This is a genomic window from Citrobacter sp. Cb004 (assembly GCF_030337065.1).
GTDB lineage: Bacteria > Pseudomonadota > Gammaproteobacteria > Enterobacterales > Enterobacteriaceae > Citrobacter > Citrobacter braakii.
Map to the genome: position 1 here is coordinate 421,088 of NZ_JAOWCH010000070.1, position 23,930 is coordinate 445,017.

Below are 23,930 nucleotides of genomic sequence, written 5' to 3' on the forward strand. Positions count from 1 at the left end.
GTAAAAGTGGTAATGGGTCAGGAAAAGCTATACATCGAGAAAGAACTCAGCTGGTTAGCGTTCAACGAACGTGTACTCCAGGAAGCTGCTGATAAGTCAAACCCGTTGATCGAACGGATGCGTTTCTTAGGCATCTATTCCAATAATCTCGACGAGTTTTATAAGGTTCGTTTTGCCGAACTGAAGCGCCGAATCATTATTAGCGAAGAACAGGGTTCAAACTCTCACTCCCGCCATCTGTTAGGTAAAATCCAGGCCCGTGTATTAAAAGCCGATCAGGAATTTGACGGCCTGTACAACGAGTTGCTGCTGGAGATGGCGCGCAACCAGATTTTCCTTATCAATGAACGTCAGTTGTCGGTCAATCAACAGAGCTGGTTACGCCATTACTTCAAACAATATCTTCGCCAGCACATTACACCGATCCTGATCAACCGCGAGACGGATTTAGTTCAGTTTCTGAAAGATGACTACACCTATCTGGCGGTGGAAATTATCCGCGGCGATACGATCCGCTACGCGCTGCTGGAAATCCCTTCCGACAAGGTTCCCCGTTTTGTGAATCTACCGCCGGAAACCCCGCGCCGTCGCAAACCGATGATCCTGCTGGACAACATCTTACGCTACTGCCTTGACGACATTTTCAAAGGGTTCTTTGATTACGATGCGCTGAACGCCTATTCGATGAAAATGACTCGCGACGCCGAATACGATTTGGTGCACGAGATGGAATCGAGCCTGATGGAGCTGATGTCGTCCAGCCTGAAACAGCGTCTGACCGCAGAGCCTGTACGTTTTGTCTATCAGCGCGACATGCCCAATGCGCTGGTCGAGGTACTGCGTGAAAAGCTGACGATTTCTCGCTACGACTCGATTGTTCCCGGCGGGCGTTACCATAACTTCAAAGACTTTATTAATTTCCCCAACGTTGGCAAAGCTAACCTGGTGAACAAACCGCTGCCGCGTTTGCGCCATATCTGGTTCGATAACGAGAAGTTTCGTAACGGCTTTGACGCCGTTCGCGAACGCGACGTGCTGCTATATTATCCGTATCACACTTTTGAGCACGTTCTTGAACTGTTGCGCCAGGCCTCTTTCGACCCGAGCGTGCTGGCGATAAAAATCAACATCTACCGTGTGGCCAAAGACTCGCGCATCATTGATTCGATGATCCATGCTGCGCACAACGGTAAGAAAGTCACCGTGGTGGTGGAGTTGCAGGCTCGCTTTGATGAAGAAGCCAACATTCATTGGGCCAAGCGTCTTACCGAGGCTGGCGTTCACGTCATCTTCTCCGCGCCGGGCCTGAAAATTCACGCCAAATTGTTCCTTATCTCGCGTAAAGAAGGTGATGAAGTTGTGCGCTATGCGCATATCGGGACGGGGAACTTCAACGAAAAAACGGCGCGTCTCTATACCGACTACTCGTTACTTACCGCCGACTCACGCATTACCAACGAGGTTCGTCGGGTGTTTAACTTCATCGAGAACCCGTATCGTCCGGTGACGTTCGATTATCTGCTGGTTTCTCCGCAGAACTCGCGCCGTTTGCTGTACGCGATGATTGACAAAGAAATCGCCAACGCGCAGCAAGGACAGCCTTCCGGTATCACCCTAAAACTGAATAACCTGGTCGATAAAGGCCTGGTTGATCGTCTCTATGCGGCCTCAAGCTCAGGCGTGCCAGTCAATTTATTGATTCGCGGTATGTGCTCTTTGATTCCGAATCTGGAAGGCATTAGCGACAATATTCGCGTGATAAGCATAGTTGACCGCTACCTTGAACACGACCGGGTTTATATCTTCGAAAACGGTGGCGACAAGCAGGTATACCTCTCCTCCGCAGACTGGATGACCAGGAATATCGACTATCGCATCGAAGTCGCCACACCGCTACTGGACCCGCGTCTTAAGCAACGGGTGCTGGATATTATCGATATCCTGTTCAGCGACACGGTGAAGGCTCGCTTCATCGATAAAGAACTCAGTAATCGCTACGTACCGCGCGGAAACCGCCGTAAGGTTCAGTCACAATTGGCGATATACGACTACATCAAATCACTCGAGCAACCTGACTAACGCTATGCCAATACACGACAAGACTCCACGACCGCAGGAATTTGCTGCGGTCGACCTTGGTTCAAACAGTTTCCATATGGTCATTGCCCGCGTGGTTGATGGCGCAATGCAGATTATCGGGCGACTGAAACAGCGCGTTCATCTGGCGGATGGCCTCGGCGAAGATAACAAGCTGAGCGAAGAGGCAATGGAGCGCGGATTAAGCTGCCTGTCGCTGTTCGCCGAACGTCTACAGGGCTTTCCCCCATCAAGCGTATGCATCGTGGGAACCCATACTTTGCGTCAGGCGCTAAATGCGACCGATTTTCTCAAGCGAGCAGAAAAAGTTATCCCCTACCCGATTGAGATTATTTCCGGTAATGAAGAAGCCCGACTGATTTTTATGGGCGTGGAGCACACCCAGCCGGAAAAGGGTCGTAAGCTGGTTATTGATATCGGCGGTGGTTCAACAGAACTGGTGATCGGCGAAGATTTCGAGCCCAAACTGGTGGAAAGCCGTCGTATGGGCTGCGTCAGTTTTGCTCAGATGTATTTCCCGGGCGGCGCTATTAGTCGGGAAAACTTCCAGCGTGCGCGCATGGCGGCAGCGCAAAAGCTTGAAACCTTAACCTGGCAGTTTCGCATTCAGGGCTGGAACGTTGCGCTGGGCGCGTCGGGCACGATTAAAGCGGCACACGAAGTGCTGCTGGAGATGGGTGAGAAAGATGGTTTTATCACCCCTGAACGCCTGGACAAACTGCGAACCGAAGTGCTGAAGCATGCGTCATTCGATGCGCTCAGCCTGCCGGGGCTGTCTGAAGAGCGAAAAGCGGTGTTTGTGCCGGGACTCGCGATTCTGTGCGGCGTTTTTGACGCACTGGCTATCCGCGAACTCCGCCTTTCTGATGGCGCACTACGCGAAGGCGTGCTGTATGAGATGGAAGGTCGTTTTCGCCACCAGGACGTTCGCAGCCGTACCGCGAGCAGCCTGGCGAACCAGTACAACATCGACAGCGAACAGGCCCGGCGCGTACTGGAAACGACGATGCAAATGTACGATCAGTGGCATACGCAGCAGCCAAAGCTGGCCAATCCACAACTGGAAGCGTTGCTGCGCTGGGCGGCGATGCTGCATGAGGTTGGGCTGAACATCAACCACAGCGGTTTACATCGCCACTCGGCGTATATCCTCCAAAACAGCGATTTACCGGGTTTCAATCAGGAACAACAGCTGATGATGGCAACCCTGGTTCGATATCATCGCAAAGCGGTGAAACTGGATGATTTGCCCCGCTTTACGCTGTTCAAGAAAAAACAGTTTCTGCCGTTAATTCAGCTGTTGCGCCTGGGCGTGCTGCTGAATAATCAGCGACAAGCGACCACCACGCCACCGACGCTGACCCTAATTACCGACGACAACCACTGGACCTTACGCTTTCCGCATGACTGGTTTAGCCAGAATGCGCTGGTGCTGCTCGATCTGGAAAAAGAGCAGCAATACTGGGAAGCCGTTACCGGCTGGCGTCTCAAAATTGAAGAAGAGAGCTCACCCGATATCGCCGCATAAGCTCTCAGCAGGTGCCAGTTCTGCTGGCACCTGTTCTTCCAGCATTTCATGCAACGGCTGTGGTTTACCAATCAAATACCCCTGCATGTAATCAATCCCCAGCGAAATTACCGCACTGCGTATTTCTTCGCTTTCGACGTACTCCGCGACCACCAGCATTCTTTTCATCCGCGCCAGATGGCAAATAGAGGCCACGATTTGATAGTCGAGGCTATTCGAAACGATGTTGCGAATAAAGCTGCCATCAATTTTCAGGATATCGGCATTCACATTCTTCAGCCGCGCATAGCTGGCATATCCGGTACCAAAATCATCAATCGCAATCTGACAGCCCAAGGATTGCAGCTGCATTAACGTTGCCTGCGCCTGTTCCGCATTGGTTAAGGCATTGCTTTCCGTTACTTCAAAAATCAGCTGCCACGGTTCAACTTTGTACTTAATCAGCAGCTGGTTGATGTCATGCGGAAGCCGGGCACGGCATACCGATGTGGGAGATAAGTTAATAGCAAACCGACGGGCAGGCATTTTTTCCCGATTCTGCGCCATAAACTTCAGCGTATTTTCAATCACCCACAGATCGATGCTGGATGACAACCCAAACTCATGCGCTACCGGTAAGAAGCTGTCAGGACCGATGGTTTTACCATCATCTCCCTCTAGCCGCAGCAGAATTTCGTGATAAACATCGCCGCGCACGCCTGAAATCGGCTGCGCCATCAGGAAAAAGCGATGGTGCTCCAGCGCCAGTTGCAGACGATTCATCATCGCAACCTTATCTTTCAGGTCACGTTGCAGGTGCATCACGCCTCGGCGCTGCAAATTCTCTGGCGCATTAGTCGCCAGAGAAAGCTCGGCGATGGTGCTTAACTCCCCCAGTAACAAGTAGATGTGGTTAACAGGAGAACGGACATAGCAAAAACTAATCCCCACCTGCGGCTGTAAAGGCATGCCATCCCAGATAAAACGAAACTGCTTGATATGCCTGTCCAGCGCTTCAATACGCTCCTGATGCGACTCGGTGTTAAAACGCAGAACTAAATCATTACCCGATAACTGATAGACATGCTCATCTTGTTTCAGCAATGGCTTTACCCACTGGGCAAGTTTTTGCTTGTACTGGATACGTAGCATAATGCCGTAATTTTTCACCAGCAGTTCCATACCCGGAACACTCAAAAAGCAAAGCACTGACCATGGCGCCTTTCTCAAATCCCGGTTCAAAGCGCGCAAATTCGGAATATGCACCATGGGGTCAAAGAAGGCCAGACGATGAGAATGTCTGGCGACAATTCTCTGGCGCGTTGCCAGTACGGCAATAAAATTCACGATGAAGGAGAAAACCAGGTAACTCGATGAGGTAATGGCAAGCTGCACATCGTAACCCGAATACCAGGGCATATAGCGTTGATAATAATGAATTGCTGTAATGAGTACGAGCATCCATATTAACGAAATAAATTTATAACCGTAACGCATTGCTCCCCATAGCATGACGGGCAGTAGCAGTGACAAGGTATAATTCGTGCTAAATATCGAGCTTTGCTCATCTAACGGCATACACAACAATGTCATTAGTATGGTCAATATAATCAGCCAGACCGCAAACTCTGTTTTGGTAACTTTGGTGTCAAACTGCTGCTTTAATTGAGATAAATAGCCTCTGATATACAAAGGATTACGAATCGTGCGAATGATAAAGTAGCACAGTGGAACCCCAACCAGATTCCCGGCCAGCATAGCCTGATAGTTGATCAACGTGCCGGTATTAAGGGGCATAACGCCCACCATGCCGGATTTGCTCTCATAGACGCCCACAAACGCGGCGAAATGGAAGAATAGCAGAAACAGCGTTGCCGGGCAGAAAACCTGCCAAAACATGTGCTGAAACATCAGGTGGGAGTCACCGTAAGAAACGTTATTCCGCCGGGGAGCAAAAACTTTATACCCTCCCCAACTAAGCACTATCGTAACTATAAAGTGCGAAATTATTGAGAGCATTTCAAATAACCCAACCTGCGGATATTTGTACCAGATGATGGAAATGATAATTCCTGGTAATGCCGCCCAGCCGAAAAACAACATCAGGCTAACCATCAGCGCTAAAGGCAGGTAGAAAAGAATTACGTTCCCGGTACTAATATGGGCATAGGTGTTAGCAGTGCTCAATATAGGCAACAGCAAAGAAGGCAAGATGAGAGGTAACGCCCACCATCTATCTCTAATACCAATATAATTTTTATTGAGTTTCATAGATGCTCAGTAGAATCCCGCACATCCTGCAGGGGGTATTCGGACAGGCATCCCACCTGACGTTAAAACGATAAAGTTAAATACATTAAAATGACTCATCAATTTTAGTTGTCAGCAAAGGGTGATGCTTGATACACATCAATAAATAAGTCCCTCATTAATCAATTATTACTCTTTTCATGGTTTTTTATCGTTATCTCATTATTAATGCAAATAATAATATTAATTTCCATAACATAAATAGATAAAACAACTGAATCAATTTTACATAACGAAAAATTGACCATTCCCTCACAGTATGCCTTAATGTGATTATCGCCCTCAGTTGGGTACACTACAAGGAACCTTTTGTGAGCCAGGTTACCAGCCTACGCAAACGACACCGATTTAACAGTCGCATGATCCGGATCGTACTGCTTATCAGCTTTCTTTTCTTCTTCGGACGCTTCGTCTACTCCGCCATAGGTGCGTGGCACCACCACCAGAACAAAAAAGAATCTCAGCAGATCACCCTGCCGCAACAGGCATCTCCTGCACAAACTGACGTACGCTGATCGCTCGCGCCGATGATACTACAGCATTAAGATTCCTTACCGGATGGCTAATCGCCTGACATTTAACCATCCGGTAAGGGATTTGAGTGATGAAACTTCACGCAGTCTTACCCACCCACACGTGCTGATATATCGGATAATCAACCGTTTTTTTCGCACAAATACACAATCTTTTAATCCCACTACACTGCGCTCAAATTGACGCTAATTAATATCTCCAGAAAATATCACTGACTAAAACATTCATATTTCACATGAAATTAAATGCTTATTTGAATTGTTACCATTATTAAATTCTACAGGGTAATACCATGAGTATTTTTCATTATTTCCGTAAATAAGAAGCGGTGTTGAATGGATCGCAGACATTAAGTGTGTGATTAACCCTACTATCGAGCTGGACAGTCGCATCGATAAAATTCGCGCAATAAAAAGCCCTCTGTAAACAGAGGGCTTTTACATACTACCGGTTCAGAAACCGCTAAACGGGAGGAATATTATTCCCACTCAATCGTAGCTGGCGGCTTACCGCTGATGTCATACACCACGCGGGAAATACCGTTAACTTCGTTGATAATGCGGTTAGAGACGCGGCCTAAGAAGTCATACGGCAGGTGCGCCCAGTGCGCAGTCATAAAGTCGATGGTTTCAACAGCACGCAGGGAAACAACCCAGTCGTACTTACGGCCATCGCCCATGACGCCAACGGAACGTACCGGCAGGAACACGGTGAACGCCTGGCTCACTTTGTTGTACAGGTCAGCGTTGTGCAGTTCCTCAATGAAGATAGCATCCGCACGGCGCAGCAGGTCGCAGTACTCTTTCTTCACTTCGCCCAGCACGCGTACGCCCAGACCCGGCCCCGGGAATGGGTGACGGTACAGCATGTCGTACGGCAGACCCAGCTCCAGACCAATCTTACGCACTTCGTCTTTGAACAGCTCACGCAGCGGTTCAACCAGACCCATCTTCATCTCTTTCGGCAAACCGCCCACGTTGTGGTGAGATTTGATGACGTGCGCTTTACCAGTGGCAGAAGCCGCGGATTCGATCACGTCCGGATAGATGGTTCCCTGCGCCAGCCACTTAACGTCTTCCAGCTTCAGCGCTTCTTCATCGAAGACTTCCACGAACACGCGGCCGATGATTTTACGTTTAGCTTCCGGATCGTTCTCGCCTTTCAGCGCGTCCAGGAAACGCTTTTCACCTTCAACATGAATGATGTTCAGGCCGAAATGGTCGCCGAACATATCCATCACCTGCTGAGCTTCGTTGAGACGCAGCAGACCGTTGTCGACGAACACACAGGTCAGGTTTTTGCCAATCGCACGGTGCAGCAGCATCGCGGTGACAGAGGAGTCAACGCCGCCGGAGAGGCCGAGGATCACTTTATCAGTGCCAACCTGCTCACGAATGCGGGCAACGGCGTCATCAATAATTTTTGCCGGGGTCCACAGCGCTTCACACTGGCAGATGTCGCGCACAAAACGCTCCAGCATGCGCATCCCCTGACGGGTGTGGGTAACTTCCGGGTGGAACTGCACGCCGTAGAAACGTTTTTCCTCGTGCGCCATGATGGCGAACGGGCAGTTGTCGGTGCTGGCAACGGTCACGAAACCTTCCGGAATAGCGGTCACTTTGTCGCCGTGGCTCATCCACACGTCCAGCAGTGGTTTGCCGTCTGCGGTCAGAGAGTCTTCAATACCGCGGATCAGCGCGCTGTCGGTCTGAACTTCAACCTGCGCATAGCCGAATTCACGTTCGTTAGAACCTTCAACATGGCCACCGAGCTGCATTGCCATAGTCTGCATGCCGTAGCACACGCCGAACACAGGCACGCCCGCTGTGAAAACGTATTCCGGCGCACGCGGGCTGTTTTCTTCAGTGGTGCTTTCCGGACCACCGGAAAGAATGATACCGCTTGGGTTGAATTCGCGAATTTGTGCTTCCGTAACATCCCACGCCCACAGTTCACAATAGACGCCCAGTTCACGTACGCGACGAGCAACCAGCTGAGTGTACTGAGATCCGAAATCAAGGATGAGAATGCGATGTTTATGAATATTGTCTGTCATTGACGCTAATTCCGAGGCAAGTGAAACAAATTCGCCCGGCATATAGCCGGGCGCGGAAACTTATCAGGAGCCCATGCGGTAGTTAGGGGACTCTTTGGTGATGGTCACATCGTGAACGTGACTTTCCTGAATACCCGCACCGCTGATACGTACAAACTCTGCTTTTGTTCGCAGCGCGTCGATAGTACCACAGCCGGTCAGACCCATACAGGAGCGCAGGCCACCCATCTGCTGGTGAATGATCTCTTTCAGGCGACCTTTATACGCAACGCGACCTTCGATACCTTCCGGGACCAGTTTGTCAGCGGCGTTATCGCTCTGGAAGTAACGGTCGGAAGAACCTTTGGACATCGCGCCCAGAGAGCCCATACCACGGTATGATTTGTAAGAACGACCCTGATACAGTTCGATTTCGCCCGGAGATTCTTCAGTCCCCGCCAGCATAGAGCCAACCATCACTGCAGAAGCACCCGCAGCGATCGCTTTTGCGATGTCGCCGGAAAAACGAATACCGCCATCGGCAATAACCGGGATACCAGTGCCTTCCAGCGCTTCAACAGCGTCAGAAACGGCGGTGATCTGCGGTACACCTACGCCGGTAACGATACGGGTAGTACAGATGGAGCCTGGGCCGATACCGACTTTAACAGCGCTGCAGCCGGCTTCCGCCAGCGCGCGAGCGCCTGCACCAGTCGCAACGTTCCCCCCGATGATCTGCAGATCCGGGTATTTAGCACGAGTTTCACGGATACGCTGCAGTACGCCTTCTGAGTGACCGTGAGAGGAGTCAATCAGCAGAACATCCACGCCAGCGGCAACCAGCGCGTCAACACGCTCTTCGTTACCCGCACCTGCGCCTACAGCAGCCCCAACGCGCAGACGACCATGCTCGTCTTTACAGGCGTTAGGTTTACGTTCCGCTTTCTGGAAATCTTTAACGGTGATCATGCCGAGCAGATGGAAGCTGTCGTCAACAACCAGCGCTTTTTCGACGCGTTTTTCGTGCATTTTGGCAAAGACAACATCGCGTGCTTCGCCTTCACGAACGGTCACCAGACGCTCTTTCGGCGTCATGTAGACGCTAACCGGCTGATTCAGATCAGTCACAAACCGTACGTCACGACCGGTGATGATGCCGACCAGTTCGTTATCTTCAGTCACTACCGGGTAGCCTGCGAAACCGTTACGCTCGGTCAGTTCTTTTACTTCGCGCAGAGTGGTGGTTGGCAGTACGGTTTGTGGGTCGGTCACGACGCCAGATTCGTGTTTCTTCACGCGACGAACTTCTTCCGCCTGGCGCTCAATAGACATGTTTTTGTGGATAAAACCGATGCCGCCTTCCTGAGCCAGGGCAATTGCCAGGCGCGCTTCCGTCACGGTGTCCATTGCTGCGGAGAGCATAGGAATGTTCAGGCGAATGGTTTTCGTCAACTGGGTGCTGAGATCAGCAGTATTCGGCAGAACGGTAGAATGAGCGGGAACGAGGAGGACGTCGTCAAACGTCAGGGCTTCTTTTGCGATACGTAGCATGGGCAATATCTCACCTGGGAGGTTATTAAATATTGCCGCGGCATTATACAGAGCGTAACCGATTGCATCCACACTTTTTTGCAAAAAAACCTTGCGCTCCTCTGTGAGCATGTTACTTTCGACTGAATAACTTGCTGATTTAGAATTTGATCCCGCTCACATGTTATCCTCTCAGACCACCTCAATTTTTACCGTAAGCCGCCTGAATCAGACGGTTCGTTTGCTGCTTGAACAGGAAATGGGACAAGTGTGGATCAGCGGTGAAATTTCGAATTTCACGCAGCCGTCCTCCGGTCACTGGTATTTCACGCTCAAAGATGACACCGCTCAGGTACGCTGCGCGATGTTTCGCAACAGCAATCGCCGGGTAACGTTCCGACCACAGCACGGTCAGCAGGTACTGGTACGCGCCAACATTACATTGTACGAGCCGCGCGGCGACTATCAGATAATTGTTGAGAGCATGCAGCCAGCGGGCGAAGGTTTGCTGCAGCAAAAATATGAGCAACTCAAGGCCAAACTGCAGGCTGAAGGGCTATTCGATCAGCAGTTCAAAAAAACGCTGCCCTCACCGGCCCACTGCGTCGGGGTAATCACCTCTAAAACCGGCGCCGCGCTGCACGATATTCTCCACGTCCTGAAGCGTCGCGACCCTTCCCTGCCCGTTATTATCTACCCGACCGCAGTCCAGGGCGATGATGCGCCAGGGCAGATCGTTCGGGCCATTGAACTGGCGAACGCGCGGGGCGAGTGCGATGTGCTGCTCGTCGGGCGCGGCGGCGGCTCGCTGGAAGATTTGTGGAGCTTTAACGACGAACGTGTAGCACGGGCGATCTTTGCCAGCCGCATTCCAGTTGTCAGCGCCGTCGGCCATGAAACCGATGTCACTATTGCCGATTTTATTGCAGATTTACGGGCACCTACGCCGTCGGCGGCAGCAGAAATTGTCAGCCGTAATCAGCTTGAACTGCTGCGTCAAATACAGCATGGTCAGCAGCGTCTGGAGATGGCGATGGACTACTACCTCGCCAATCGTACTCGTCGGTTTACCCAGCTTCATCACCGCTTGCAACAGCAGCATCCGCAACTGCGTCTGGCCCGTCAGCAGACCGTGCTGGAACGACTGCGTCAGAGAATGAACTTCGCACTTGAGAATAAGATTAAACAGGCAAATCAGCGTCAGCAGCGCATGCTGCAGCGTCTGAATCAGCAAAACCCGCAGCCGCGTATTTACCGTGCGCAAACACGCATTCAGCAACTGGAATACCGCCTGGCGGAAAATATCCGTGCGCGTTTAAGCGAACAGCGCGAGCGTTTTGGCAACGCGGTTACCCATCTTGAGGCAGTCAGCCCACTGGCCACGCTGGCGCGCGGTTATAGCGTGACGACCGCAAAAGAGGGTGAAGTGCTGAAACAGACTAAACAGGTTACAGCAGGTGATGTGCTCACCACCCGCCTGTCTGACGGATGGGTGGAAAGCGAAGTGAGAGCTGTCACGAAGACAAAGAAAACGCGCAGGAAAAAACAGGATTAAAGCGGCACAAACGCCACGCGTTTCTTCGAGATAAGGCCATGACCGTTCTGGCAGAAATAATCCACCGCACCACAGGCTTTAAGCACCTGCAGTGGCTGATTGCACTCCGGGCAGTGCGCTTCTAACTGAATATCTTTATTACAGTTATCACAGTGCGCCATACCGTTTTGCGGCTCCAGCTCTGCATGACAATCCGGGCAAATAATAGACATAGCGACTCCAGTACAGGGATCCATTACTGCGCTGAGTTTAACACGATGCGTTTAATGCCGCCCGCGTAACTGCTGCTGTAACGTTAACAGGCACTCCACTTCCTCCAGCCTGCGCTGCGTCGTGCGGCTCACTTCCTGTGGACTGCGTTCAAACAGACTTTGCGCGCCCAGAATATGCTCCGCCAGACAATGGGCATATACGCTACCAGGCAGACTCCAGCGTTGTACAACATCACCGTCAATCAATTCGAGCACATCCTCGACACCACGGCGATCATGGCTAATGACACGACCATCGCGCAGACAAAGGCGCAGGCCTTTTTGTCCGCCAGCCGGCCCCGCGTATTTATTCAGCCAGATATCCAGCGGAATGCCGCTAATCTGTCCCTGCAGATGCGCCTCTCCTTCTGCTGTGGTCAGGTCGCCCTCTACAATATTACGTCCCAGACGGTCTTTAGCGCTTTTCACCTGCAAGGTCATACTGTCATTACCGCCCAGGTAACGCACTGTTTCACGCAGCATTGCCAGTACATGTGCGCCAATGTCCAGAATCACACCGTCCGGATGACGAAGCTCACGGGTATCCGGCTCACCGGTGGCAAAGTTTAGCGCAATAGGTTCTCCAACAGCGTTAAACCCGCTCGGTTCCTGCAAAAAACCGTCGATTTTAGCAATGTGTGAAAAGTGAGAGACAAGTGCCTGTTGCGGATTATCGCCTTGCCACTGCGCTCCGAGTTTGCCCAACGCCAGCTGCATTGCGCCATTGCGTGCCATCCAATGGTCGAGTGCCAGCACGCGGTTGGCAGCATCCGGTTGAGCCAGCAGCGTTTTCAGTTTTTCAATTTGGGAAAGCGTGGCGACAATAGGCTTTTCGACCACGATACGAGCGATGGGAGCCGCCAGCGCCTGTTCAAGCACATCAAGGTGATGCAGGGATGCGGTGGTAATAAACAGGGTATCAAGCGGCATTGCAAGAAGTTCAGCGAGCGACGCACAGCGTGTCACGTCTGCGGGCTGCTTTGCGGATTGAACATCAAATCCCACACAGCGTAGTGCATCACCGAACATATTACGTAATGCGGGCAAGTATGCCGTTTCAACGACTGCACCAAGCCCAACAAATCCTAACAGCATGCTCTTACCTCGTTAATTGAATAGCCGGGACATAACGTCTGCCCCGGCACAATCGAGGTGTTATCAGGCGCTAGTTGCCGGTTTTGTTTGCGTATTCTCCAGCATGCGACGAATCGGAACAATGAGGATGATCAGTACCGCAGCGCAGATCAGCAGCGCAATCGAGCAGCGTGCGAAGAGATCCGGCAGCATATCCAGTTGGTCAGCCTTCACATGACCGCCAATCAAACCTGCGGCCAGGTTGCCCAGCGCACTGGCGCAGAACCACAGGCCCATCATCTGCCCGCGCATTCTTTCCGGCGCCAGCAGCGTCATTGTCGCCAGACCGATCGGACTCAGGCACAGCTCGCCAAGCGTCAGCATCAGGATACTGCCCACCAGCCAGAATGGAGAAACGCCTGCCCCGCCGTTACTGAGAACGTTTTGCGCCGCCAGCATCATCAGACCGAAGCCTGCCGCCGCAAAGAGGATACCGATAACAAACTTGGTGATGCTACTCGGGCGAATATTCATGCTTGCCAGCTTCGGCCATGCCCAACTGAATACCGGTGCCAGCAGGATAATAAACAGCGCGTTTATCGACTGGAACCAGACCGCCGGGATTTCAAAATCACCGATCATACGGTTAGTGTAGTCGTTGGCGAACAGGTTGAACGAGGTTGGCTTCTGCTCAAACGCGGACCAGAAGAACGCGGCGGAAACCAGCAGGATAAAGCAGACCAGCAGTCTGGCACGCTCTTTACGGTTCAGACCGGCAAAGATGAACAGGTAGATAAAGTAGAGCGCAACGGAGGCTGCAATCACGTACACCAGCATGCTGGCAACCGCGACCGGATTAATTACAATCACGCCCTGCGCTATCAGCGTAACGATAACCGCCGCACCGACGGCCAGCGCCAGCAGCCACGCGCCCACACCGTTACGTTTCACTACCGGGCTATTCCAGGTGGAGTCGAGCCCCACTTCGCTGTCGTAGCGTTTCATTGATGGAACGGCAAATACACGGAAAATGATCAACGCCACCAACATCCCGATACCACCGATGCCAAAGCCCCAGTGCCAGCCGTGAGTTTTAATCAGCCAGCCGGAAATCAGCGGCGCGATAAACGACCCCATGTTGATGCCCATGTAGAACAGCGAGAAGCCGCCGTCGCGACGCGCATCGCCTTTTTTGTACAGCGTGCCAACCATGACCGAAATACAGGTCTTAAACAGACCGGAGCCGAGCACAATAAACATCAGACCAATAAAGAACAGGTTGTTCCCCATAATGGCGGAGAGCGCAATTGACAGATGGCCGAGGGCAATCAGGATGGAACCGTACCACACCGCTTTCTGTTGGCCGAGCCAGTTATCCGCCAGCCAGCCACCCGGCAGCGCAGCGAGGTACATCGTACCGGCAAAGATACCCACAATCGCCGAGGCATTTTCACGTGCCAGCCCCATGCCGCCGTCATAAACGGTAGCAGCCATAAACAGGATCAGTAACGGGCGAATGCCATAAAACGAGAAGCGCTCCCACATCTCTGTGAAGAACAGCGAGCCGAGCGGATAAGGATGGCCGAAGAAAGTTCGGCTTTCTTTTTGATTAACAGAGGATTGCATAATTCTCCCGAAAGTTATGTCGTCGTGTGTGTAAACACCGCGATGTACGCCAGCCAGTTACGTATCTGACCGATTTTTTACATGCGGCGAAAATTTATTTAACCATTTGATAACCTAAGGCTAGTTTTGTCTAGTACCAGCCCCCGGACTTTAAGACGAAAACTCGACAAATGTCTACTTTCTTAGATTTAAACTTGGTAAAAAATGAATAGTGATTGACATCGCACGGGCTGAGGCTGGCGATGGAACTTCGAAAAAAAACCCGCGACAAGCACGGGTTTTTATCAGCATCAGCAACGGTTACTTGCTTTTTTTGATGTGTTTTATCAAACGCTTACGTTTACGCATCTGCGTCGGCGTCAGCGTATTGCGTTTGTTCGCAAACGGGTTTTCCCCTTCTTTGAACTGAATGCGGATCGGCGTCCCCATTACATCCAAAGACTTACGGAAATAGTTCATCAGATAACGCTTGTAGGAATCTGGCAGGTCTTTAACCTGGTTGCCGTGAATCACCACGATTGGTGGGTTATAACCACCGGCGTGGGCATATTTCAGCTTCACACGACGACCACGCACCAGCGGCGGCTGATGATCTTCTGCCGCCATAGTCATAATGCGCGTCAGCATCGCGGTGCTGACGCGACGGGTGGAGCTGTCATACGCTTCGCGGACCGATTCAAACAGATTACCCACGCCGCTGCCGTGCAGCGCAGAGATGAAGTGTACACGCGCAAAATCAATAAAGCCCAGACGGAAGTCCAAAGTCTCTTTGACCTGCTCTTTCACTTCCTGCGTCAGGCCATCCCACTTGTTGACCACAATAACAAGTGAACGCCCACTATTGAGGATAAAGCCCAGCAGCGACAGGTCCTGATCGGAAATACCTTCGCGCGCATCAATCACCAGCATCACCACGTTGGCATCTTCAATCGCCTGCAGCGTTTTGATAACTGAGAATTTTTCTACTGCTTCGGTAATTTTGCCGCGCTTACGCACGCCCGCGGTATCGATGAGCACATATTCGCGCTCATCGCGTTGCATCGGGATATAAATACTGTCACGCGTGGTCCCCGGCATGTCGTAAACCACTACGCGGTCTTCGCCGAGAATACGGTTAGTAAGCGTGGACTTACCTACGTTCGGGCGACCAACAATCGCCAGTTTGATCGGCAGGTCCTGCGGATTGAAGTCATCTTCAGGCTCTTCTTCGCCGTTCTCTTCGGCTTCCAGTTGCGCCCAATATTCTGCATCTTCATCCACTTCTTCCTGAGGAGCAACGTCATCCATCCACGGCAGCAGAACATGCTCCAGCAGGCTGAGAACGCCACGACCATGGGATGCCGCGATCGGATAAATTTCACCCAGACCCAGCGAGTAGAAATCGACGACCGCCTGATCAGGATCGAGTCCGTCAGTTTTGTTGGCTACCAGGAACGTCGGTTTCTGGCGCGAACGCAGATGTTTCGCAATGGCTTCATCCGCAGGCATCAGGCCAGCACGCGCATCTACCATGAACAGCACAACGTCCGCTTCTTCGATCGCCAACAGCGACTGTTCCGCCATGCGGGTTTCTACACCGTCTTCGGTGCCATCAATACCGCCGGTATCAATACAGATAAACTCGCGGCCTTCAATTTCCGCACGACCGTACTTACGGTCACGAGTCAGACCCGGGAAATCCGCAACCAGCGCATCTCGGGTGCGAGTTAGACGGTTAAATAACGTGGATTTGCCAACGTTAGGGCGCCCGACAAGCGCGACCACAGGTACCATGTTTAAAGCCTCATTTAATAAATCATCAGACAACGGGCATATTTTTTGCGCCGTTGTTAAAAACAGTAAAACGGCCCCTGCACCAGGAGCCGTTTTTCAAAGTGAGCGGCCGGGACGATTAACGCGTAATAGAGTACAGCGTACCGTCTTTCGCCTGGATCAGCAGTTTACCATCAGCAGAGACCGGCTCGGTCAGGAAACCAGAGCTGTCAACTTTCTGCTGGGCGACAAAGCGGCCATCGTCAACGTTAATCCAGTGCAGGTAGCCTTCGCTATCACCCACGACCAGATTGCCGTTATACAATACCGGGGACGTCAGCAGACGGTGCAGCAGATCGCTTTGCGTCCACAGCGTCACGCCGCCATCGGTGGTTAGCGCCAGTACACGGTCGTTCTGGTCAACCAGGTAGATACGGTTACCGTCGACGATGAAATCATTCACTGAGCCCAGTTCACGTTTCCACATGATCTGGCCGCTGCGCAGATCCAGCGCCGTCAGGTTACCATTATAAGCCAGCGCGTAGACAACGCCATTGACGATAACCGGCGTGGTATCAACGTCGCTCAGACGATCGATTTCCGTTGGACCTGTCGCCTGAGAAATACGCTGCTGCCAAATCATCTGGCCCTGCTGCATCAGCACGGCGCTTACGCGGCCGTTATCACCGCCAACGATAGCTGCGCCAAAGGCGGTCGCTGGGGCAGATTCGCCGCGCAGAGACAGAGAAGGCATGTCGAGGTTAACGGTCCATTTGATGGCGCCGTCTGCTTCGTTCAAGGCCTGCAACTGACCGTTACTGGTGTGAATTAATACCACGCCATCGCTCACAACAGGACGAGACAGCGCTTCACCGGCAACTTTCGTCTGCCATGCGGTGGTACCATCGCTGGTGTTCAGCGCATAAACCTGCGCTTTTTCGCTGCCAATGTAAACATGGCCACCGGACACGGTTACACCGCCAGAAAGCTGTGCAGATGCGCGGGAGAACCAGCCGTCTTTCTCACCCAGATTAACAGACCAGACTTCTTTGCCGTCGTCCGCATTTAACGCCTTAACGACGCCGGCGCGATCGGCTGCATAGACAACGTTATCCGCCAGCGCAGGATGAAGATTGGAATAGAAATCACCAATACCGTTACCTACAGAGGTGCTCCAGTCCGTAGACGGAGTAAACTGGTTTTCAACCACCGGTAATGGGGACATCTTAACGACATCTTCTTCGCCACTAAACAGTGAACAGCCGCTCAATAGGGTAACGGAAAGCAGCCCTGGCAGAAGTAATTTACGCAATTGCATCGGGTCCCTCTCAGATGGACAAATTATTGATTTTCATCTGCATCATTTCGCTCAGAGCAGGAGAGGCATCGCTTTTCACGCCCGCTTCCCATGCGCTACGCGCACCTTGTTTATCGCCTTTGCTCAGCAATGCTTCACCGCGCAGGTCGGCAACAATGGCCGTCCACCCTTCACCTTTAATGGTGTCGAGTGTTTTCAGCGCGGTATCAGCCTGTTTAAGCTGAACCTGAACACGAGCCAGACGCAGATTAATCACCGCTTTGAGATTCTCATCGCTGGTCGCTGCTAAGCCTTGTTGCAGCTGGCTTGCGGCTTTCTCAAGTTCATTTTGGTCAACAAACTGCTGCGCCAGTTCCAGTGAAGCTAACGCGCCGTAGGTATTTTTGTTTTCTGCGGCAAATTTCTCTGCAGCAGGAAGACTATCCGGTTTACCCGCGCTAACCGCAGTCACCGTATTTTGATATGCCAGAGAAGCAGAGCGTGCGGACTCCGTCTGATGGCTGGTCCAGTAACGCCAGCCAACCAGCGCGCCAACCCCTAAAATGACCCCAACAGCCAGCGCTTTGCCGTTTTCAGCAAAGAAGCGTTTTACTGCATCAATCTGGTCGTTTTCGTTCTCGTAAATTTCCACGCTGTCCTTCTCCTTAGCCCAGTAGAGTGCGCAAATGCGCGGCAACGCTATCCTGCGCTACTGCCGTTTGCTCACCAGAGCGCAAATCCTTCACTACAACAGTACCGTCAGCCACTTCGGACTCGCCCAGTACCAGTGCAACGCGGGCGCCCCACTTGTCGGCGCGGGCGAACTGTTTCTTAAAGTTGCCGCCACCGTGGTTTGTCATCAGTTTCACACCAGGAACTTCATCGCGCAGACGTTCTGCAAGCCGCATTGCAACCGACTGCGTATCCGCCCCCGAAGCGACCAGGTATATATCGACAACAGGATCTGCGTTAAATTCCGGATTAACTGCCTGAACTAACAAAACAAGTCGTTCCAGACCCATGGCAAAGCCCACGGCCGGCGTTGCGCGACCGCCAAGTTGCTCTACCAGACCGTCGTAACGCCCACCGGCACACACGGTACCCTGAGAGCCCAGGCTGCTGGTAACCCACTCAAATACGGTGCGGTTGTAATAATCAAGACCACGAACCAGACGCTGATTGACGGTGTAGGCAATACCTGCGGATTCCAGCAGTTTGCACAGGCCCGCAAAGTGCTCGCGAGAGTCGTCATCAAGATAGTCACCCAGTGCAGGTGCGTCGTTGAGCAGCGCCTGTACTTCCGGGTTTTTGGAGTCGAGAACGCGCAGCGGGTTAGTGTACATACGGCGCTTGCAGTCTTCGTCCAGTTTCTCTTTGTGCTGTTCCAGGTAGGCGACCAGCGCATCACGGTAGTTAGCGCGGGCTTCAAGCGAACCAATTGAGTTCAGCTCAAGGCTGACATGCTGAGAAATACCCAGCGCGCGCCACCAGCGAGCGGTCAGCATAATCAGTTCAGCATCGATGTCCGGGCCTTGCAGGCCAAACACTTCGACACCCAGCTGATGGAATTGACGATAGCGCCCTTTTTGCGGACGTTCGTGGCGGAACATCGGCCCGATATACCACAGACGCTGTTCCTGATTGTACAGGAGACCATGTTCGATGCCGGCGCGTACGCAGCCCGCAGTCCCTTCAGGACGCAACGTCAGGCTGTCGCCATTACGGTCCTCAAAGGTATACATCTCTTTTTCAACCACGTCGGTGACTTCACCGATCGCGCGTTTGAATAACGGGGTCTGCTCTACAATCGGCAAGCGGATTTCACTGTAACCGTAGCTGCCGAGCACGTTTTTGAGAGTGCCTTCAATGCGCTGCCAGATGGCGGTTTCGCCAGGCAGATAATCGTTCATGCCGCGAATGGCTTGAATGTTTTTTGCCACGTTTATTCTCTTTATGAATATAAAAATGAACCCTCAGCGCTAACCCGAACAATGCGGGCGCCATGCGGGTTCAATCATACACGGGAAGCACGCCGCTTCCCATCACGTTGTTATTTTTCAAGCTGCTGCACGTCAATACGACGCGCTTCGTCCAGGATACTCGCTTTGGCGCGAATGCGGGCTTCAAGCTGCGTAATCATATCGTCGTTATCGAGTCGATCCTTACGCACGCCGTCTTCATACAGACCGCTTTTCTTGTTACCGCCCGTGACGCCCAGCGTAGAAACCAGCGCTTCGCCAGGACCGTTCACCACGCAGCCGATGATCGAAACATCCATTGGCGTAATGATATCTTCCAGACGTTGTTCCAGCGCGTTCACCGTACCGATAACGTCGAACTCCTGACGCGAGCAGGTTGGGCAGGCGATAAAGTTGATCCCGCGCGCACGAATGCGCAGCGATTTCAGGATATCGAAGCCAACTTTGATCTCTTCCACCGGATCCGCCGCCAGAGAGACACGCAGCGTATCGCCGATCCCTTCGGACAACAGCAATCCTAAACCGATCGCTGATTTTACCGCCCCGCTGCGTGCGCCACCGGCTTCGGTGATCCCCAAATGCAGCGGTTGATCGATCTGTTTCGCCAGCAGGCGATAGGATTCTACGGCGAGGAAAACGTCAGACGCTTTAACGCTGACTTTGAATTGATCGAAGTTCAGACGATCGAGGTGATCCACATGGCGCATAGCGGATTCCAGCAGCGCCTGCGGCGTCGGTTCACCGTATTTTTCCTGCAGATCTTTTTCCAGCGATCCGGCGTTGACGCCGATACGGATAGGAATATTTTTATCACGAGCGCAGTCCACTACCATGCGAATACGCTCTTCATTACCGATATTGCCTGGGTTGATACGCAGGCAATCGACGCCGTATTCCGCCACCTTCAGCGCGATACGATAGTCGAAGTGAATATCGGCAACCAGCGGGACATTAACCTGCTGTTTGATAAGCTTGAACGCTTCTGCTGCATCCATTGTCGGTACAGAGACACGAACAATATCTGCGCCGACGCGTTCCAGCGCTTTGATCTGATTAACCGTCGCTTCCACATCTGTGGTACGCGTATTGGTCATAGACTGTACGGCGATGGGCGCGCCATCGCCGATCGGCACGTTCCCAACGTAAATGCGTGTCGATTTTCTACGTTGAATTGGAGCCTGGTTATGCATTAAAAAATCTCCCGCATTGCCGTCTGTTACTGAGCCGGTGATTGTTCGGCATTAACGGTCAGACGCGCAACCTGGTTAGTTCTGATAAAACGACTCAGATCGACAGGTTTACCCTGGAACTGAATCTGCACTGCCGCCGGAGCGCCAATTTTCAGTTTGTACGGCGCCTGACCCGTCAGATTCAGATTGCCGTCCTTACGCTGCATACCACTGAACAGTTTTTTTCCGGTCGCATCGGTCACTTCCAGCCAGCAATCGGCGGTAAAGTTCATTACCAGTGCGTTAGAATCGGCTGCTGGAGTAGTGACACCCGCCTGGTCAGTCGGCAGCGGCGCCGCGGTAGCTGGCGCTGCAGTTGCGGTATCGACGTTAGCCTGAGAAGGTGCCACAACGGCATTCTGCTGCGCATCAGCGGCAGGTGCCGGGGTTGCAGCAACATCTGGCGTAGGCGCTGCGTCCGCCACCGCGCCATCGTCTGGAGCCGGGGTAGTATCCTGGCCCGCTGCGGCGCTGGTATCTAACGGTACGTTCTGCGCACCATCTTTACCGGCATTCAGCTCAGCGGAGGATTGATCGGCCATGGTGGTGATCTCTTCCTGCTGCGCCTTATGGTTCTGCCACCACCAGGCTCCCGTCAGTCCGACAACGACAAACAGCACCAGCCAGGTAAAGGTCATTAACCAGCCGTCACGTTTCTTACGACGCTTACCGAGCGAGAAGCTCTGCATCGGTGCGACTTTGGCTGGGCGAATCGGAGCCTGTTTTTCCAGCCCTGGCAACAGTTCTTCTTCAGGAATATGCACCAGACGCGCATAAGAACGGATATACCCGCGCAGGAATGTTGAAGCGAGATCGGCTGGCGCCTTATCTTCTTCAATATCACGTACCGTGGAGACCTTCAGGCAAAGTCGCTCCGCGACTGCCTGCTGGCTGAATCCGAGTTGTTCACGGGCATTGCGCAGACGAACGCCGGTGGATAGTGCTTCATTTTTGTCGTGCGTGGCTTCAGTATTCATTCGCTACAGCTGCGTAAATTTGGGTTCTGATGCCGGCGAGCCACAATGCTCACCCACACCGCGAAACATCTGGTCAGTTAACCTTCGTCAGACAGTATAAAACGGTCAGACTATCAAAGACAAAACAACGTAAACCTGAGGGCTAAAGGCTTGTTGCGCCGCTACATACTGCCTTAAAGTCGACAAAAACGCACCGTTATTATTGACCTGACGACAACAACAAAAAACCTCATTTGGCTTACGTTGCACTACGGTACATGAATTATACCGTAGTGCACTCAACATCAAACGGTCTTGATATCGATAGCGTCGCCCTGCATACGCTTACGCAGAGTACGCTTGGTACGGTCGATAACGTCACCCGCCAGCTGACCGCAGGCTGCATCGATGTCATCGCCACGTGTTTTACGCACGATGGTAGTGAAACCATAGCTCATCAACACTTTGGAGAAACGATCGATACGGCTGTTAGAGCTACGGCCATACGGCGCGCCAGGGAACGGGTTCCACGGGATCAGGTTAATCTTACACGGCGTATCTTTCAGTAGCTCTGCCAACTGATGCGCGTGTTCAGTACCATCATTGATGTGATCTAACATCACATACTCAATGGTCACACGGCCCTGGTTAGCGTTGGACTTCTCCAGATAACGACGAACCGCGCCGAGGAATGTTTCGATATTGTACTTTTTGTTGATAGGTACAATTTCGTCACGAATTTCATCGTTCGGCGCATGCAGAGAAATCGCCAGCGCGACATCAATCATATCGCCCAGCTTATCCAGCGCAGGGACAACGCCTGAGGTGGAGAGCGTGACGCGACGCTTTGACAGCCCAAAACCGAAGTCATCCAGCATGATTTCCATCGCTGGCACCACGTTGGTCAGGTTGAGCAGCGGCTCGCCCATCCCCATCATCACCACGTTAGTGATAGGACGCACGCCCGTTGCTTTCACCGCACCGACGATTTTCGCCGCACGCCAGACCTGACCAATGATTTCCGACACCCGCAGGTTACGGTTAAAGCCCTGTTGCGCCGTAGAGCAGAATTTACACTCTAATGCACAACCGACCTGTGAAGAAACACACAGGGTCGCGCGATCTTCTTCCGGGATATACACGGTTTCTACGCGCTGATCGCCAACCGCGATGGCCCATTTGATCGTACCGTCAGAAGAACGCTGCTCTTCCACCACTTCCGGGGCGCGAATTTCAGCCACTTCTTTCAGCTTGTTACGCAGCACCTTATTGATGTCAGTCATGTCATCAAAGTTGTCGCTGCAATAGTGGTACATCCACTTCATGACCTGATCGGCACGAAACGGTTTTTCACCCATATCTTTGAAGAATTCGCGCATTTGCTGACGGTTCAGATCCAGCAGGTTGATTTTTCCATTTTTATTTGGAACCGCAGGAATGACGACTTCAGAGGTGTTAACTAATTCAGACATAATTTTTTCCGGCCTCGTTGTTACACGTTGTGGCCCGTGGAGGGTTAAAAAGAAACGCCCCGGCAAGCGTTCTGCTCTTCCGGGGCGTTGCATTGTACAAAGTCTGGCGCAGGTATGCCACGTTTGCACGAAGCATTAGCGAAAATAATATGTAAATCGCTAATTCCTCTCCAAAGGATTTCGCATCGCAGGAAAGCGGCACGTTCGAGCCTCCCCGAAAGCATAGAAAACGATGCGATGTGAAAGACGCAGGAGATTAGCGCGTGCGCGGGCAAACCTCGCCTTCACCGAAGAAATAGGCGATTTCACGCGCGGCAGATTCAACGGAGTCGGAACCGTGAGTACCGTTCTCAGTGAAGCTATCAGCGTAGTCTGCACGCAGAGTACCCGCCAGCGCATTCGCCGGGTTGGTTGCACCCAGCAGATCACGGTGACGCTGTACGGCATTTTCGCTTTCCAGAACAGAAACAACGATCGGACCGGAGGTCATGAATTCAACCAGACCGTCAAAGAACGGCTTACCATCATGCTCAGCATAGAAGCCACGCGCCTGCTCAACGGTCAGGTGCAGCATTTTAGTACCGACAATTTTGAACCCTGCTGCTTCAAAGCGCGCAAAGATGCTCCCAATAACGTTTTTTGCCACCGCGTTTGGTTTGATGATGGAAAAAGTACGTTCAATAGCCATGATTACCTCTGAAAAAGATGTTTTGTTGTTGTTTACCT

Annotated in this window: 18 protein-coding genes; 4 read left to right on the plus strand and 14 right to left on the minus strand. The window is 52.2% G+C overall.

Annotation, left to right across the window (positions count from 1 at the left end; all coding sequences use genetic code 11):
- Nucleotides 1-12 precede the first annotated feature (12 nt).
- Nucleotides 13-2,079 carry a polyphosphate kinase 1 gene (gene ppk1 / locus OGV65_RS23465; protein ID WP_003835119.1) on the plus strand — a complete coding sequence of 689 codons (2,067 nt, stop codon included), beginning with the start codon at nt 13-15 and terminating at the stop codon, nt 2,077-2,079.
- A gap of 4 nt (nt 2,080-2,083) precedes the next feature.
- On the plus strand, nt 2,084-3,625 hold the full coding sequence (ppx, locus tag OGV65_RS23470) for an exopolyphosphatase (protein WP_016153985.1): 1,542 nt from the start codon (nt 2,084-2,086) through the stop codon (nt 3,623-3,625).
- On the opposite strand, the gene OGV65_RS23475 is transcribed toward ppx, so the two are convergent.
- Complete coding sequence (locus OGV65_RS23475; RefSeq protein WP_286455500.1) at nt 3,605-5,875, minus strand: sensor domain-containing phosphodiesterase; 2,271 nt, start codon at nt 5,873-5,875, stop codon at nt 3,605-3,607. The genes ppx and OGV65_RS23475 overlap by 21 nt on opposite strands.
- 350 nt (nt 5,876-6,225) lie before the next feature.
- Between OGV65_RS23475 and OGV65_RS23480 the strand changes: the two genes are divergently transcribed.
- Nucleotides 6,226-6,429 (plus strand): YfgG family protein, encoded by a 204-nt coding sequence (locus OGV65_RS23480; protein ID WP_047416419.1) that lies wholly within the window; start codon nt 6,226-6,228, stop codon nt 6,427-6,429.
- A 497-nt stretch (nt 6,430-6,926) separates the two neighbouring features.
- Here OGV65_RS23480 and guaA read toward each other — a convergent pair whose 3' ends face one another.
- Nucleotides 6,927-8,504, minus strand: a complete 1,578-nt coding sequence (gene guaA / locus OGV65_RS23485) for a glutamine-hydrolyzing GMP synthase (RefSeq protein WP_016153990.1) — start codon at nt 8,502-8,504, stop codon at nt 6,927-6,929.
- A gap of 63 nt (nt 8,505-8,567) precedes the next feature.
- Nucleotides 8,568-10,034, minus strand: a complete 1,467-nt coding sequence (gene guaB, locus OGV65_RS23490) for an IMP dehydrogenase (RefSeq protein ID WP_019077375.1) — start codon at nt 10,032-10,034, stop codon at nt 8,568-8,570.
- Between the two features lie 160 nt (nt 10,035-10,194).
- Here guaB and xseA point away from each other — a divergent pair, with 160 nt between their 5' ends.
- Nucleotides 10,195-11,568 carry an exodeoxyribonuclease VII large subunit gene (gene xseA, locus OGV65_RS23495; RefSeq protein ID WP_286455501.1) on the plus strand — a complete coding sequence of 458 codons (1,374 nt, stop codon included), beginning with the start codon at nt 10,195-10,197 and terminating at the stop codon, nt 11,566-11,568.
- On the opposite strand, the gene OGV65_RS23500 is transcribed toward xseA, so the two are convergent.
- The 11 genes from OGV65_RS23500 to ndk all read right to left on the minus strand — a co-directional run bounded on the left by OGV65_RS23500 (nt 11,565) and on the right by ndk (nt 23,892).
- Nucleotides 11,565-11,780 (minus strand): zinc ribbon domain-containing protein, encoded by a 216-nt coding sequence (locus tag OGV65_RS23500; RefSeq protein ID WP_016157125.1) that lies wholly within the window; start codon nt 11,778-11,780, stop codon nt 11,565-11,567. The two genes, xseA and OGV65_RS23500, sit on opposite strands and share 4 nt — an antisense overlap.
- Nucleotides 11,781-11,831: 51 nt before the next feature.
- Nucleotides 11,832-12,914 carry a Gfo/Idh/MocA family oxidoreductase gene (locus OGV65_RS23505; RefSeq protein ID WP_286455502.1) on the minus strand — a complete coding sequence of 361 codons (1,083 nt, stop codon included), beginning with the start codon at nt 12,912-12,914 and terminating at the stop codon, nt 11,832-11,834.
- A 63-nt stretch (nt 12,915-12,977) separates the two neighbouring features.
- Nucleotides 12,978-14,519, minus strand: coding sequence for a peptide MFS transporter (locus OGV65_RS23510; protein ID WP_016157127.1), 1,542 nt, complete (start codon nt 14,517-14,519; stop codon nt 12,978-12,980).
- A 300-nt stretch (nt 14,520-14,819) separates the two neighbouring features.
- Nucleotides 14,820-16,292 (minus strand): ribosome biogenesis GTPase Der, encoded by a 1,473-nt coding sequence (der, locus tag OGV65_RS23515; RefSeq protein ID WP_016153996.1) that lies wholly within the window; start codon nt 16,290-16,292, stop codon nt 14,820-14,822.
- Nucleotides 16,293-16,410: 118 nt separating this feature from the next.
- Entirely contained in the window at nt 16,411-17,589 is a 1,179-nt protein-coding gene (bamB, locus tag OGV65_RS23520) for an outer membrane protein assembly factor BamB (protein ID WP_016153997.1), read from the minus strand.
- Between the two features lie 10 nt (nt 17,590-17,599).
- Complete coding sequence (locus OGV65_RS23525) at nt 17,600-18,220, minus strand: YfgM family protein (RefSeq protein WP_016157128.1); 621 nt, start codon at nt 18,218-18,220, stop codon at nt 17,600-17,602.
- A 13-nt stretch (nt 18,221-18,233) separates the two neighbouring features.
- The gene (gene hisS, locus OGV65_RS23530; protein WP_016153999.1) at nt 18,234-19,508 is read right to left on the minus strand and encodes a histidine--tRNA ligase; all 1,275 of its coding nucleotides are present in this window, start codon (nt 19,506-19,508) and stop codon (nt 18,234-18,236) included.
- A gap of 110 nt (nt 19,509-19,618) precedes the next feature.
- Nucleotides 19,619-20,737, minus strand: a complete 1,119-nt coding sequence (gene ispG, locus OGV65_RS23535) for a flavodoxin-dependent (E)-4-hydroxy-3-methylbut-2-enyl-diphosphate synthase (RefSeq protein WP_016154000.1) — start codon at nt 20,735-20,737, stop codon at nt 19,619-19,621.
- Between the two features lie 26 nt (nt 20,738-20,763).
- The gene (rodZ, locus tag OGV65_RS23540) at nt 20,764-21,753 is read right to left on the minus strand and encodes a cytoskeleton protein RodZ (protein WP_047501579.1); all 990 of its coding nucleotides are present in this window, start codon (nt 21,751-21,753) and stop codon (nt 20,764-20,766) included.
- 284 nt (nt 21,754-22,037) lie between these two features.
- The gene (gene rlmN / locus OGV65_RS23545; protein WP_200108053.1) at nt 22,038-23,204 is read right to left on the minus strand and encodes a dual-specificity RNA methyltransferase RlmN; all 1,167 of its coding nucleotides are present in this window, start codon (nt 23,202-23,204) and stop codon (nt 22,038-22,040) included.
- A 256-nt stretch (nt 23,205-23,460) separates the two neighbouring features.
- Complete coding sequence (gene ndk / locus OGV65_RS23550) at nt 23,461-23,892, minus strand: nucleoside-diphosphate kinase (RefSeq protein ID WP_003037710.1); 432 nt, start codon at nt 23,890-23,892, stop codon at nt 23,461-23,463.
- Nucleotides 23,893-23,930 lie beyond the last annotated feature (38 nt).